The organism is Mycobacterium sp. (genome assembly GCF_032159765.1).
Classification (GTDB): domain Bacteria; phylum Actinomycetota; class Actinomycetes; order Mycobacteriales; family Mycobacteriaceae; genus Mycobacterium.
Map to the genome: position 1 here is coordinate 1 of NZ_JAVHWM010000203.1, position 13,795 is coordinate 13,795.

General features: G+C 66.8%; 12 protein-coding genes and 1 pseudogene. 7 read left to right on the forward strand and 6 right to left on the reverse strand.

Annotation, left to right across the window (positions count from 1 at the left end):
• The 6 genes from QOH60_RS25965 to QOH60_RS25990 all read right to left on the reverse strand — a co-directional run.
• A partial coding sequence (locus tag QOH60_RS25965) for a class I SAM-dependent methyltransferase (protein WP_526424762.1) occupies positions 1-574 on the reverse strand: 574 nt, incomplete at its 3' end.
• 7 nt (positions 575-581) lie between these two features.
• On the reverse strand, positions 582-1,457 hold the full coding sequence (locus QOH60_RS25970) for a cyclopropane mycolic acid synthase family methyltransferase (protein ID WP_526424763.1): 876 nt from the start codon (positions 1,455-1,457) through the stop codon (positions 582-584).
• A gap of 152 nt (positions 1,458-1,609) precedes the next feature.
• Positions 1,610-2,512, reverse strand: a complete 903-nt coding sequence (locus QOH60_RS25975; RefSeq protein ID WP_526424764.1) for an alpha/beta fold hydrolase — start codon at positions 2,510-2,512, stop codon at positions 1,610-1,612.
• On the reverse strand, positions 2,512-3,858 hold the full coding sequence (locus QOH60_RS25980; protein ID WP_526424765.1) for an ABC1 kinase family protein: 1,347 nt from the start codon (positions 3,856-3,858) through the stop codon (positions 2,512-2,514). The genes QOH60_RS25975 and QOH60_RS25980 overlap by 1 nt, the downstream gene beginning before the upstream one ends.
• A 211-nt stretch (positions 3,859-4,069) precedes the next feature.
• Entirely contained in the window at positions 4,070-4,675 is a 606-nt protein-coding gene (locus QOH60_RS25985) for a DinB family protein (protein WP_526424766.1), read from the reverse strand.
• 15 nt (positions 4,676-4,690) lie between these two features.
• Positions 4,691-5,206 carry a DinB family protein gene (locus QOH60_RS25990; protein ID WP_526424767.1) on the reverse strand — a complete coding sequence of 172 codons (516 nt, stop codon included), beginning with the start codon at positions 5,204-5,206 and terminating at the stop codon, positions 4,691-4,693.
• Positions 5,207-5,268: 62 nt separating this feature from the next.
• On the opposite strand from QOH60_RS25990, the gene QOH60_RS25995 reads away from it, so the two are divergent.
• From QOH60_RS25995 to QOH60_RS26025, 7 genes and pseudogenes are all read left to right on the forward strand, one after another.
• The gene (locus QOH60_RS25995) at positions 5,269-6,225 is read left to right on the forward strand and encodes a helix-turn-helix transcriptional regulator (RefSeq protein ID WP_526424768.1); all 957 of its coding nucleotides are present in this window, start codon (positions 5,269-5,271) and stop codon (positions 6,223-6,225) included.
• Positions 6,226-6,263: 38 nt separating this feature from the next.
• A complete protein-coding gene (locus QOH60_RS26000; protein ID WP_526424769.1) occupies positions 6,264-7,046 on the forward strand; it encodes an endonuclease/exonuclease/phosphatase family protein in 783 nt (260 codons plus the stop codon).
• Positions 7,047-7,055: 9 nt separating this feature from the next.
• The gene (locus QOH60_RS26005) at positions 7,056-11,288 is read left to right on the forward strand and encodes a glycoside hydrolase family 38 N-terminal domain-containing protein (protein WP_526424770.1); all 4,233 of its coding nucleotides are present in this window, start codon (positions 7,056-7,058) and stop codon (positions 11,286-11,288) included.
• Entirely contained in the window at positions 11,285-11,893 is a 609-nt protein-coding gene (locus tag QOH60_RS26010; protein WP_526424771.1) for a DUF7158 domain-containing protein, read from the forward strand. Before QOH60_RS26005 ends, QOH60_RS26010 begins: the two co-directional genes overlap by 4 nt.
• Positions 11,893-12,795 carry an ROK family protein gene (locus QOH60_RS26015; RefSeq protein ID WP_526424772.1) on the forward strand — a complete coding sequence of 301 codons (903 nt, stop codon included), beginning with the start codon at positions 11,893-11,895 and terminating at the stop codon, positions 12,793-12,795. The genes QOH60_RS26010 and QOH60_RS26015 overlap by 1 nt, the downstream gene beginning before the upstream one ends.
• Positions 12,796-13,040: 245 nt before the next feature.
• The gene (gene rplJ, locus QOH60_RS26020; protein ID WP_526424773.1) at positions 13,041-13,658 is read left to right on the forward strand and encodes a 50S ribosomal protein L10; all 618 of its coding nucleotides are present in this window, start codon (positions 13,041-13,043) and stop codon (positions 13,656-13,658) included.
• Positions 13,659-13,691: 33 nt separating this feature from the next.
• Positions 13,692-13,795 (forward strand): annotated as a pseudogene (locus QOH60_RS26025) (50S ribosomal protein L7/L12); the annotation flags it as partial.

Here is a 13,795-nt window from a genome sequence, read left to right on the forward strand (position 1 = left end):
TCGCGAATCGTGCCGCGTCCATCGACAGCGGTATGCCGTTGGCCTTCAACTCGTCGAGCGCGAGCCTGGTAATCGTGTGAAGCAGCATGATCCCGTCTGCAGGCAGCGCCGCATACGACATCTTGAAGAAGTCGTCCCAGCGGTCGTGGCCGAAGTGTTCGAACGCGCCGATCGACACGATGCGGTCCACCGGCTCGTCGAACTGCTCCCAGCCCTGAAGCAACACCCGCGCCGAGCGTGCGGTGTCCAGTCCGGCGAAGGCCTTCTGCACGTGAATGCATTGATTCTCCGACAGCGTCAGCCCGATCACGTTGACGTCGAAGCGCTCGACGGCGCGCCTCATCGTCGCGCCCCACCCGCAGCCGATGTCCAGAAGCGTCATTCCCGGCTGAAGGTTGAGCTTGCCCAGCGACAGGTCGATCTTGGCAAGCTGCGCCTCTTGCAGCGTCATGCCGTCGCGTTCGAAGAACGCGCAGCTGTAGGTCTGCGTCGGGTCGAGGAACAGCCGGTAGAAATCGTCGGACAGATCGTAATGCGACTGCACATCCTCGAAATGAGGAGTGAGATCCCCCATGAGCGCCCTACTTGGCCAACGTGAATTGGTTGACGTCGATGTAGCCCATCCGGAAGCCCCTGGCGCAGCCAGTGAGGTAATGCATATAGCGGTCGTAAACCTCTTCAGATTGCACCTTGATCGCCTCGTCCCGGTGTGCCTCCAACGCCTCGGCCCAGCAATCCAGGGTCCGCGCGTAGTGCAGTTGCAGCGACTGGCGGCGAGTCAGCGTGAAGCCGGCCGGGGTCGCATGTTCTTCGACCTTCTCGATCGACGGAAGCCGGCCGCCGGGGAAGATCTCCGTGAGAATGAATTTCACGAACCGGGCCACCTCGAAGGTCAGCGGGATCTTGCGATCGGCCATCTGCGGCAGCGTCAGCGCGGTGATGGTGTGCAACAGCATCACGCCGTCTTCAGGCAGCGCCTCGTGGGCCATCTTGAAGAAGTCGTCATAGCGGTCGAAGCCGAAGTGCTCGAATGCCCCGATCGACACGATGCGGTCGACGGGTTCGTGGAACTGTTCCCAGCCCTGCAGCAGCACCTTTTTGCTGCGTGGGCTGTCGGACTGCGCGAAAACGTTTTCGACATGGGCCTTTTGGTTCTCGCTGAGTGTCAGCCCGATGACGTTCACGTCGTACTTGTCGATCGCCCGCATCATCGTCGAACCCCAGCCGCAGCCGACGTCGAGCAGCGTCATGCCAGGCTCCAGGCCCAGCTTGCCCAGCGCCAGATCGATCTTGGCAAGCTGCGCTTCCTGCAGCGTCATGTCGTCGCGCTCGAAATACGCGCAGCTGTACGTCTGCGTGGGATCGAGCCACAGCCGGAAGAACTCGTCGGACAGGTCGTAGTGGGCCTGGACGTCCTCGAAGTGTGGCTTCAGCGGGCCACGCGAAGTCTTTGCCATTGCTAGCGCACTGCCTTCCTTGGCTTTAGCGGGTCCGGCTTCTTCCCAACCGCCGCATGGCCTGTGGTTTGACGCGGCAACCGACGGCGCGTCAGACCGCAAATGTAGCCGATTAGGGACCGAGCCACGAATTCCTGGAGTTAAGCCGCTGGTTACGGGCTCTCTGAGAAAGTGGTCTTCAATTCGCCGACGATGTCGTCCCATAACGGCTCGGGAAGGTCGTGGCCCATGCCGTCGAACATCACCAGCCGCGCCCCGGGGATCGCCTTCGCGATTGCCCGGCCGCCCGCCGGGCGCATCAGTTTGTCCGCTTTGCCGTGAATGATGACCGTCGGCACGTCGATCTGCCGGTCGTAGCGCACCAGGCTGCCGCTGCCAAGGACCGCGCCGAAATGTCTGGCGACGCCTGCCGGGTAGTAGGACCGTTCGTAGCCCTCGGTGGCTTCTTGGCGCAGCGTCTCCTCGGGCTTGCGATAGCCCGGACTCCCGATGACCCTGTTGACCCTGATCGAGTTCGCGATGACACCCTCGCGCGACGAATCCTTCGGCTTGCGCAGCAGGGCCTGCAGCTGCTGCGGACCGGGTGGCGGAAGCAGCGGCTGGTTGTTGCTGGAGAAGATGATCGCCAGCGTCTTCGTGCGCGCCCGGTACCTCGCCGCGAAGACCTGAGCGATCATGCCGCCCATGGAGGCGCCGACGATGTGCGCCTCGTCGATGCCGAGGTGGTCGAGCAACGCGGCGGCGTCGTCGGCCATGTCCTCCAACGTGTAGACGGCCGGGCTGGGCTTCCCGACGAACGAGCGCACCATACTGACCGGGTACGAGCCGGACGCATGCTGGCCCTTCAGCTTGGTGGACAGCCCTACGTCACGGTTGTCGTAGCGGATGACTCGCAGCCCCTGGTCGACGAGCTTCTCGCAGAAACCGTTGCGCCACAACAGAAGCTGCGCACCCAGGCCCATGATCAGCAGAACGGCGGGGTCGTTCTCGTCGCCCATGTCCTCGTAATAGATGTCGACGTCGCCCGAGTGCGCGGTCCCGGTTCGCATGTCCACTAGACGACCTCATCTTTATGTTCGCGGCTGACCTCGACCATGAAGTTCGCGAAGTAGCCGGTCAGCTCCGGATCGGACATTATCTGCCAGCTCGGGGCGAGCAGCTTCATGTAGCGCTCGACGTAGAGGAACTGCTTGCCGATCAGCACCAGCTCGCGCGGTAGCTTCACGTCGTAGGCGTCGGCGAGCGTCGAGAGCTGCTTGCCGATCTCGGCGTAGCTCATGTCGCCGAGCGACGTCATGGTCAGCGGGGTGGCGAACTTCTCCAGGTCCTTCGCGGCCTCCGCTTCCGGCTTGACGGTGCCCACAGCGCCCATCAGTACGACGATCTTGCCCGCAGCGGCGTGATCTTTCGTGACCAGAAGCGCGTACACGAGCTCGCGCAGCAACCACCGCGTGCGCGGGTCGACGCGGCCCATGATCCCAAAGTCGAAGAACACAATCTTGCCGTCGGGGTCGACGTACAGGTTGCCGGCGTGCAGGTCGCCGTGGAACAGCCCATGGCGCAGACCGCCCTCGAACACGCTGAACAGCAGCGCCTTCACCAGTTCCGTGCCGTCGAACCCTGCCTTGCGGATCGCCTTGGCGTCATCGATGCGGATGCCCTGCACTCGCTCCATCGTCAACACCCGACTCGATGTGTGATCCCAATACACTTGCGGCACACGGATATTCTCGCCAAGCGGCGACGCGTGCATATGGGCGACCCACGCATCCATCGACTGCGCCTCGAGACGGAAATCGAGTTCCTCGGCGAGGTTGTCCGCGAAGTCGGCGACGACGTCCTGCGCGGACAGGCGCCGGCCCAGTTTTGCGAGCTCGACGATGCGCGCGCCGCGCTTGAGGATCTGCAGATCCGCGGCGACCCGGCGGCGGATGCCCGGCCGCTGGATCTTGACGACAACTTCTTCGCCGGTATGCAGCGTGGCGTAGTGCACCTGGGCGATTGAGGCGGACGCGAACGGCTGGTCGTCCCACTTCGCGAACAGCGTGTTGGGATCCTCGCCGAGGTCCTCGACGAACAGCTTGTGCACCTCGCCGGGATCAGCAGGTGGCACGGCGTCGAGCAGGCTGCGGAATTCGCGGGACAGCGGCTCGCCGAACGCACCCGGGCTGGACGCGATGATCTGGCCGAATTTGACGTAGGTGGGTCCGAGGTCCGTGAAGACGCCCGGTACCTCGTGGACGATCTTGTGCTGCAAGCTGCCCTTGCCGAAGAGCTTGCCCGCCACTCGCCCGGCGGCCTTGGTTACGTACCAGCTCGTCGCGCCTACGCGCGCGGCCTCGGTGATTACCGGGACTCTGGCGAGCTTGGCAACCTCGCGATGCTTGGATGTTGAGCTCATCTGTGCAGTGTGCCAGGCGTTTGTAGGACATTCACAATCTGAACGGCGGTCGGAAGCCTCCGCGTAACCCCTCTGACCTGCGAACGCACGGTTATTGCAGACAAACTGCGAGTGAGGCCGCTAACAACGGTGCGCTCGGCGAGACCTGCGCCCAGAACCCAGTTGTTGATGAAAATCGGCCGAAATCCGTCAACAACTGTGCTTTCGGCGGTTATCCCGCCGCTTCGTCGACCTTCCAGGGCTTCAGCCAGTCCGTCTCCTCCCAGCCTTCGAGGCCGCCGATGAGCTCGTACATCGTCGCGCCGTCGATCGACTCGCGGATCACGTCGGCCTGCCCGGAGTGCCTGGCCAGCTCGTTGATCACATGGAAGAAGACCCAGCGCACCGACCAGTGCGTGATGTCCTTCGGAAACCATGGCGCGTCCGTCGGGACTGGGACAGGGAGGTCGAGGTCCGCAGTCTTCACCAGCTCGAGAGTCTTGGCGTTCTGGGCGGCGAACCTGTCCAGAAGGCCCGCCAGGGTCTCGTCGTCACGCATGACGAACTCGTCCTGAAACTCCGCCGCCCGTTCTTCGAACGGCCGCTTGTCGGGTGTCGGTGCGTCCGGCGCCGCCGTCACGCGTTGCATCCAGGTCTTCTGCATGTTTGTGATGTGCTTGATCACGCCGCCGATCGACATCGCGCTGGCCGACGGGGTCGAGCGGGCCTGCTCGTCGGTCAGGCCGTAGGCGATCGCGAAGTACGCCTCCTGGTGGTAGGACACGAACTCGCGCAGTGCGTCGCGTTCGTCGGTGACAGGTGAGGCAAGTGCGGGCATGCTGTTCCTCTTTCTCTAGTGGGAGTGAATGTAAAGATCACGCAGACAACAGATTTCGGCTCCGTGGTGAATGAGCTCGCGGTTGATGTGCAAGACGAGCACCGACATCGGGTGCTCCGCGTAGGGCCCTTCGGCCGGTCCGACCGGCCGCGCCAGCCCGGCCGCGTCGAGGCTGCGCACGCCGCTGATCCACGTCGCATACGCGTCGTCGAGCTGGGCCAGCGCGGTCGCCGCATCGGTGGCGTAGGGCCAGGACTGGTAGTCGGCGGGCGCCCCGCCGAAGTGGGAGTGGCTGCGCATCGCGAGGACGCCGACGATCACGTGGGCCATCCGCCACGCGATCGTCGTCACCGGCTCCGGTTGCGGCGGGGGATAGGCGAAGTCGATCGACCCGTCGGGATGCACGGTCCAGCAGTTCTCCACCGGTTCCCAGAAGTACTCGTCGTCGGTCATCCCGTCGAGCCGGGGACGAAGTTGCGTGCCCCAGTGAAAGTCGAGTTGGTCGGCCAGTTGTGTGGTCCAGTCCGTCATGGCACCCACTCTGTCAGTAATAGCGGACAGTTTCTGTCCGCTGACTGTGCGACGCTGGTGGCGTGGCGGAAACGACCGGTCGAGTGCTGCAGCTGCTGGGGCTGCTGCAGTCCCGCCGCGTGTGGAGCGGCGACGAGCTCGCCGAGGCATTGGGCGTGACCGTCCGCAGTGTGCGCCGCGACGTCGAGCGGCTGCGTGATCTCGGCTATCCCGTGCACGCCAGCCGCGGGCACGGCGGCGGGTACCAGCTGGGCGCGGGTGCGGCGCTGCCGCCGCTGCTGCTGGATCCCGACGAGGCGGTGGCCGTCGCCGTGTCCCTGCGGCTGGCTGCCGGTGGCACTATCGCCGGCGTCGGACAGGCCGCGCTGCGCGCGCTGTCCAAGCTCGACCAGGTGCTGCCGTCGCGGCTGCGCTCCCAAGTCGGCGCCGTGCAGGACGCGACGGTCACGCTCACCCGCGAGCCCACCGAGTCGGTGGAGCCTGCCGTGCTGATGACGCTGGCCCGGGCGTGCCGCGACCACGAACACGTCACGCTCGACTACGTCGACCGCGCCGGGCGGGGCACGCGGCGTCGGCTCGAGCCGTATCAGCTGGTGACGACGGGTCGGCGCTGGTACCTGATGGCCTACGACCGCGATCGTGACGACTGGCGCAGCCTGCGTCTGGACCGGATGGCCGATGTTCGCGCGCTCGGCAGCACTTTCGCGCCGCGGGATGCGCCGGACGCCGCGTCCTATGTGCAACGGTCGATCAGCGCGTCGCCGTACCGGTACGTGGCGACGGTTCGCTATTTCGCACCATATGACGTTGTGGTACAGCACTTTTCGCCGGGCTCAGCGACGGTCGAGCCTGACGGTGCCGATATGTGCGTCGTCACTGCAGGTGGCGACGACGCCGAGACGATCGCCGTGTACTTGGCGATGCCCGGCGTCGACTTCGCGGTGCTCGGGCCGCCCGAAGTGGCTGAGGCGGTCGGGTTGGTCGGCGATCGATTGCGCCGTGCGGCCGTCACGTCGTGATTCGGCGGGCTCTCAGATATTTCGGGTAAGCAATAGCCATGAGGCTGGCCACCTTCAACATCCTGCACGGACGCGGCATCCACGACGGCACAGTGGACAGCGGCCGACTGGTGGCGGCGGTGAAGCAGCTCGACGCGGATGTGCTTGCGCTTCAAGAGGTGGACCTCGACCAACCCCGTTCTGCGATGGCCGATCTGACCGCGATAGCGGCCGAAGCGATGGGCGCCGTCAGCCACCGGTTCGTGGCCGCGATCTCAGGAACTCCAGGCGCGACCTGGATGGCAGCGACAGGAAGCGAGCAGCCGGGCACGGCTGCCTACGGCATCGCACTGCTGTCACGCTTCCCGGTGCGCGATTGGCAGGTGGTGCGACTTCCCCGGATTCCCATGCCATTTCCCATGTATCTTCCTGGGCCCAACCGCATCCGGATCATCAACGAGGAACCGCGCGCCGCGGTGATCGCGCGCATGGACACTCCGCTCGGGCCGATGACCGTTGCCACCACTCACCTGTCGTTCGTGCCCGGGTGGGGCCGTCATCAACTGCGACGGCTGGTCCGCGATCTGAGGTGCTTCGACGGCCCGCACGTGTTGATGGGCGACCTCAACATGGCGCCAAAACCCGCGCGCCGCTGGAGTGGATTTCGGTCGCTGGCCACGGCGATGACGTTCCCTGTCGAGCACCCGGACCGCCAGCTGGACCACATCCTCACTGACGATCACACGCTCGAGGTCGACGGCGGCAGTGCGCTACCGCTTTCGATCTCGGACCACCGTGCACTTGTGGCGGATCTTCGCCGCGACGGGAACGTTCGCCCGTAGTGTTGTGCCGTGCACGTCACCTCCGCGGAGTCGACGGAGCTGTTCGCCGGACCGCCCGATGCGCCGCTGCAACTGGTGCGGGTGAGATTTCGCGGGCGCAGTGAGGCGATTCGCGTCGAGGGCGATGGCCTGCGGTCCGAAGGGGAGCCACGATTCCCCGAACCGGAAGTGGCGGAAGTGCCCGTCGAGGTCGACGACCCGGTGCCCGGTCAGCAGCGTGACGCGCGGGTGGTCGTCAACGACGACGCGACGGCGTTCGGATTCGTCGTCGCCGAGCCCGGCTGGACCATGTACATGATCAGCCACTTCCACTACGACCCGGTGTGGTGGAACACCCAGGGCGCCTACACCAGCGAATGGAACGAGGATCCGCCCGGACGGCAGATGAACGGGTTTGCACTCGTGCATGCACACCTCGAGATGGCCCGCCGCGAGCAGGAGTACAAGTTCGTGCTGGCCGAGGTCGACTACCTCAAGCCCTACTGGGACGCCTGCCCCGAGGATCGCGAAGACCTCAGGCGGCTGATCGCCGACGGCCGGCTCGAGATCATGGGGGGCGCGTACAACGAGCCGAACACGAACCTCACCAGCCCAGAGACAACCATCCGAAACTTCGTGCACGGCATGGGTTTTCAGCGCGACATCATGGGCGCCGAGCCCGCGACCGCGTGGCAGCTGGACGTCTTCGGCCACGATCCGCAGTTTCCCGGGATGGCCGCCGACGCTGGGCTGACGTCAAGTTCGTGGGCGCGCGGCCCGCACCATCAGTGGGGGCCGATGACCGGCGACCGCGACCCTCGCCGCATGCAGTTCTCCAGTGAGTTCGAGTGGATCGCGCCGTCGGGTCGTGGCCTGCTCACCCACTACATGCCCGCGCATTACGGCGCTGGGTGGGGGATGGATTCGTCGCCGACTCTGCAGAAGGCAGAAGAAGCCACGTACAAGCTGTTCGAGTCCTTGAAGAAGGTGGCGCTCACTCGCAACGTGCTGCTGCCGGTCGGCACCGACTACACACCGCCGAACAAGTGGGTCACCGAGATCCACCGCGATTGGAATGCGCGCTACACGTGGCCACGGTTCATCTCCGCACTGCCGCGGGAGTTCTTCGCCGCGGTGCGAAAGGAGTTGGACGAGAAGGGGATTGCCGCCTCACCGCAGACCAGGGACATGAACCCGATCTATACCGGCAAGGACGTCAGCTACATCGACACCAAGCAGGCCAACCGCGCCGCCGAGACCGCCGTGCTGGACGCCGAACGGCTCGCGGTGTTCGCCTGCCTGCTCGGCGGAGCGACCTATCCGCAGGCCGCGCTCGAGAAGTCATGGGTTCAGCTGGCCTACGGCGCTCACCACGACGCGATCACCGGCTCGGAGTCCGACCAGGTGTACCTCGACCTGCTGACAGGGTGGCGCGACGCGTGGGAGCTCGGCCGGGCGGCGCGCGACAACTCGCTTGCTCTGCTCTCCAGTGCGGTCGATGGATCCGTTGCCGTATGGAACACCCTGGCGCACAACAGAACCGATATCATCACCGCAAGGCTGAGCGAACCGCTCGGTAACGGGGTACGCGTCCTGGACGCCGATGGCCAAGAAGTGCCATCGCTCGTCGAACACGGTAGACGGTCCGTCAGCTGGCTTGCGCGCGACGTGCCGTCGATGGGCTGGCGTGCCTACCGCCTAGCTGCGGCTCGCGCGGAGCAGAGCTGGGAGCCTTTGGACGGCAACGAGATTGCCAACGAGCACTACCGCCTGACGGTCGATCCCGGCCGTGGCGGCGCCGTATCCTCGCTCGTCGACCTCGGCTCGGAGCACGAACTCGTCGCCGACGGTGGGGCCGGCAACGAGGTGGCCGTCTACGACGAGTACTCGACACACCCGCACAGCGGCGAGGGGCCGTGGCACCTCATCCCGAAGGGCCCGGTAATCGGTTCGGCCACCTTCCCTGCGGAGTCTGTGCAGGCGTTCCGATGCCCGCTCGGCCAGCGGATCGTCGTGCGTGGCCGGATCGGAAAGCTGTTGCGCTACAACCAGATCCTCACCCTCTGGGACGGGGTTGCGCGAGTCGACTGCCGAACCACCATCGACGGTTTCACCGAGGCCGACCGCCTCATCCGGCTGCGCTGGCCCTGCCCGGTGCCCGGAGCATTGCCGGTCAGCGAAGTCGGCGACGCGGTGATCGGCCGTGGTTTCGGCCTGCTGCACGAGCCGGGCGCGCGCACCGCCGTCGACACCAAGGACCATCCGTGGACGCTGGACAATCCGGCCTACGGATGGTTCGGGCTGTCGTCGACCGCCCGGGTGCGCGCCGGCGACTCGGTGCGCGCGATGTCGGTGGCCGAGGTCGTCACGCCCAGCGAAGCAACATCCGCGGCGTTGGCGCGCGACCTGATGGTCGCGCTCGTCCGTGCGGGCGTGACCGCGACTTGCAGCAGCGGCGACAGGTCGCGGTATGGCGCGCTGGACGTCGACTCCAATCTGCCCGACACGCGGATCGCCGTCGGTGGGCCCGACGAAAACGCCTTCACCGCAGAGGTTCTCGCCGCAGCCGATGCTGTATACGCCGACGAAGTCAAGAGACAGCTCTACGCCAACGGCGTCGCGAGGGTCTGGGTACCTGCGGCCGCGCCTCTGACGAGCGAGTGGGTGCCCGACGCCGACCTGCGCGGCGTGCGGACGCTTCCAGTTCTCGTGATCGCGGCGACGGACCTGGCCAAGGCCGTGGCCGCGGTTGTCGACGACCTCGCCGACGCCGAGATCGTGGTCGCTCAAGACGCGCCGACGGGCGCGGAGCCGTTCGAACAGCGGACGGTCGCGCTGCTGAACCGTGGCGTCCCTGGCTTCGCCGTCGAGCCCGATGGCACGCTGCACGCCTCGCTGATGCGCTCATGCACGGGCTGGCCGTCGGGGACGTGGATCGACGAGCCGCGGCGGACGGCGCCCGACGGGTCGAACTTTCAGGAGCAGCACTGGACCCACGTCTTCGACTATGCAGTGGTGTCAGGTGACGGTGACTGGCGTGCCGCCCGGTTGCCCACCCGCAACGCCGAGTACTCGCACTCGCTGTTGGTGGCGCCGGCCGGTCGCGAAAATGGCGGCGGGTTACCGTCTTTCGGCTCCTTGCTGGAGGTCGAACCCGCAGACTCGGTACTGCTCGGCGCGGTCAAGCCCGCGGGCAACCCGCTGGCCTCCGGTCGCAGCGCTCCCGTCGACCCGGCGAAGGCCGTGGCCGTACGGCTGGTGGAATGCTGCGGGTCCTCGACTGGCGTTCAGATCCGGTCCGGGCTGCGCAAGGTGGCCCTCTCGTCGCGCGTGGACCTGCTCGAGGAGCCGCTCGCGCGACAGGCGGTATCGAATGCGCTGACGTTGCACGGCTTTGAGATCGCCACCGTGCTCGCGCGGTTCAACCTACCCAAGGTGCTCGATGCCGACCACACCTCGTTGGCGCCGGATACCGAAGCGGCGCAACCGCTTTACGCCCGCTACTGGCTGCACAACCGCGGGCCCGCACCGATGGGCGGCCTTCCGGCAGTCACCTATCTGAATCCGCCGCGCGTGACCGCCGAGCCGGATGCTTCCGTCGTGGTACGGCTCACGGCGGCAAGCGACTGCACCGACGCCGCGCTTCACGGCAAGGTGCGGATGGTGTGTCCGGACGGATGGACGGCGAGCCCCCCTGAGCTGCCGTTCGTGCTTCCGCCCGGGGAACACCTGGAGGCCGACGTCGAGATCGCGATGCCCTCTGATGCGCCGAGCGGCGTCTACCCGGTTCGCGCCGAGTTGTCGGTCACCGGAAGCGATTTGACGTCGATACCGCCCGCGTGGCGGCAGACCGTGGAAGACGTCTGTCTTGTGATCGTCGAGCCTGCGGCCGCTCACCACTGGAACTTGACGGCATTTCGGCGCAGGGGGCGGGTCGCTGCTCCCGAGGTGCTCAGGTTGGTCAGGGAGCCCGAGGCGGTCGAGGTGGCAGCGGGATGTTCGGCGCGGCTGGCGATCACGGTGGGTACCGACGCGCGCGCGGACCTGGCGGCCGAGGCTCACTTGATCAGTCCGTGGGGGACATGGGAATGGATGGGCCCGGCCGCAATCGGCGCGACTGTGCCTGCGCAAGGACAGGTGAACATCGAGTTCGATGTCGCACCGCCAGAGTGGGTCGAGCCCGGCGAATGGTGGGCGCTGATACGTGTGGGGTGCGCGGGCCGGCTGCTCTACACCCCCGCGGTGAAGGTGACGGTCCGGTGAGCGACGTCGCGGCCACCGTTGGCGGCATCCCGGTCGGCACCGACGAGGTTGACCGCCGCGAAGCCGCACTGCGCACCGGCCCGCTCGCATCGGCGCTGCCCCGGGCAAATACCAGCGAGGGCCGGCAGTTACGGCGTTGGCTGACACAGCTTGTCGTGACACAGCGCGTTGTGGCCGCCGAGGCGGCGTCGTTGGGGGTGACGGCCGACGGGGCGCCGGCAGAGGACGCACTGCTGCCCGACGAGTCGGCGCGCCTGGAGATGGGAAGCGTGGCGGCCGCTGCGCTCGCGGATCCGTTGGCCCGGGCGGTGTTCGCGCAGGTCACCGGCGACGTCGATGTCTCCGACGCCGACGTCGCCGACTACCACGCTCGAAACCCGTTGCGGTTCGCCGGCCGCCCGCGGGTGCACGGTTGGCGCGCCCCGGCCTCGGCGCCGCCGCTTGCCGACGTCAGGCCCGCCATCCGCGCACACCTGCGCGGTGCCGCGCGCCGTCGCGCATTCCGGGTGTGGCTCGATGCGCGTTCCGCCGAGCTGGTCGAACTCGCCCGCGGCTACGAACATCCCGGCGATCCGAGTCAGCCCGACAACACCCATCGGCACTGATGGCCGAGCCCACTCTGGCCATCGATATAGGCGGCACGAAAATCGCTGTCGCCCTTGTTGATTCCTCGGGCACGCTGGTACGCAGCGCGACGAAGCCGACCCCACACTCCGACGCTGAGTCGATCTGGGCGGTGTTGGAGCGGCTCGTCGACGAAACAGTGCACGGTACTGCGATACGTGGCGTGGGGATTGCCTCCGCGGGTCCCATCCACCTGCCGAGCGGGACGGTCAGCCCGATCAATATCGCTGCGTGGCATGACTTTCCGCTGCGTGACCGCATTGCCGGGTTGCTTCCGGGATTGCCGGTTCGGCTCGGCGGCGACGGGCTGTGCATGGCACTCGGCGAGCACCGACACGGCGCGGGCCGCGGAGCGCAGTTCATGCTCGGCATGGTGGTGTCGACCGGGATCGGCGGCGGGCTGGTGCTCGACGGAGCGCCCTACGACGGCCGCACCGGCAACGCAGGGCACGTCGGGCACGTCGTCGTCGAACCAGACGGAGCGTTGTGCACATGTGGCGGGCACGGCTGTGTCGAGACGGTCGCGTCCGGCCCGCACATGGCGAAGTGGGCCCGCGACCACGGGTGGGACGCGCCCTCGGGCGCCGACGCCAAGGAACTCGCTGACGCCGCCAACGCCGGCGATCCCATCGCCATCAAGGCCTTCCGCCGGGGCGCGGCGGCTGTGGCGGCGACCATCGCGTCGGTCGCCGCGGTGTGCGATCTCGACCTGGTCGTGATCGGCGGTGGTGTCGCGAAGTCTGGGGCCCTGCTGTTCGACCCAGTGCGCGAGGCGCTGCGCACCTACGCCGGGCTCGACTTCCTGCACGGCCTGCGCGTGGTACCGGCCAAGCTCGGTGGTGACGCCGGTCTGGTCGGCGCGGCCGCACTCGTCGACAGCTGAGACGCCGCGGGGGAGCAGGGAGCGTTTTGGCTGATGGGGTCGGCTTGCGCTAATCTGGAGCCGCTCCACCGAAGACCGTCGGTCGCCGAAGAAATTCGGTCGAAGGTCCGGGACATGTCCCGGCGGCCCACGCAGGAGGACGAGGCTCACATCTGCGCGCCCCGACCCTGCGTCGGGGCGTCTGTCATTTCCAGGCTCCTCGGCGATCTTCTCGGGGCACCCGATACCCATCCGAGGAGGCATGAATGGCCAAGGCTGACAAGGCCACCGCCGTTGCCGACATCGCCGAGCAGTTCAAGGAAGCCACGGCCGCGCTCGTCACCGAATACCGCGGTCTGACGGTTGCGAACCTCGCCGACTTGCGCCGGTCGCTCGGCGACAGTGCCACCTACTCCGTCGCCAAGAACACGCTCGTGCGGCGTGCGGCGTCGGAGGCAGGCGTCGACGGCCTCGACGAATTGTTCGTCGGTCCCACGGCGATCGCATTTGTCACCGGCGAGCCGGTCGATGTCGCGAAGGCGCTGAAGAAGTTCGCCAAGGACCACAAGGCACTGGTGATCAAGGGCGGCTACATGGACGGCCGCGCGTTGACGGTCGCCGAGGTCGAGAAGATCGCCGACCTGGAGTCGCGCGAGGTGCTGCTGGCGAAGCTGGCAGGCGCGATGAAGGGCAACCTGAGCAAGGCCGCCGGCCTCTTCAACGCTCCGGCGTCGCAGATGGCACGGCTGCTGGCCGCGCTCCAAGAGAAGAAGGAAAGCGAGTCGCCCGCGGCTGCCGCATCCGACTCCGCACCCGAATCCACCAGGACAGAACCGGCTGCCGAGCCCGAACCGGCCGCCGCCGAGCCGGCCGCCGCCGAATAACCACACAAACCCCGTAAAGAAAGGACCACCACCATGGCCAAGATGTCCACTGACCAGTTGCTCGACACGTTCAAAGAGATGACGCTGCTGGAGCTCTCCGACTTCGTGAAGGCGTTCGAGGAGACCTTCGAGGTCAC

Coding starts and splice junctions, on each gene's coding strand:
- QOH60_RS26000 (WP_526424769.1), top strand. CDS start 6,264: ATGAGGCTGGCCACCTTCAACATCCTGCACGGACGCGGCATCCACGAC.
- QOH60_RS25980 (WP_526424765.1), bottom strand. CDS start 3,858: ATGAGCTCAACATCCAAGCATCGCGAGGTTGCCAAGCTCGCCAGAGTC.
- QOH60_RS25990 (WP_526424767.1), bottom strand. CDS start 5,206: ATGACGGACTGGACCACACAACTGGCCGACCAACTCGACTTTCACTGG.
- QOH60_RS25985 (WP_526424766.1), bottom strand. CDS start 4,675: ATGCCCGCACTTGCCTCACCTGTCACCGACGAACGCGACGCACTGCGC.
- QOH60_RS26015 (WP_526424772.1), top strand. CDS start 11,893: ATGGCCGAGCCCACTCTGGCCATCGATATAGGCGGCACGAAAATCGCT.
- rplJ (WP_526424773.1), top strand. CDS start 13,041: ATGGCCAAGGCTGACAAGGCCACCGCCGTTGCCGACATCGCCGAGCAG.
- QOH60_RS25970 (WP_526424763.1), bottom strand. CDS start 1,457: ATGGCAAAGACTTCGCGTGGCCCGCTGAAGCCACACTTCGAGGACGTC.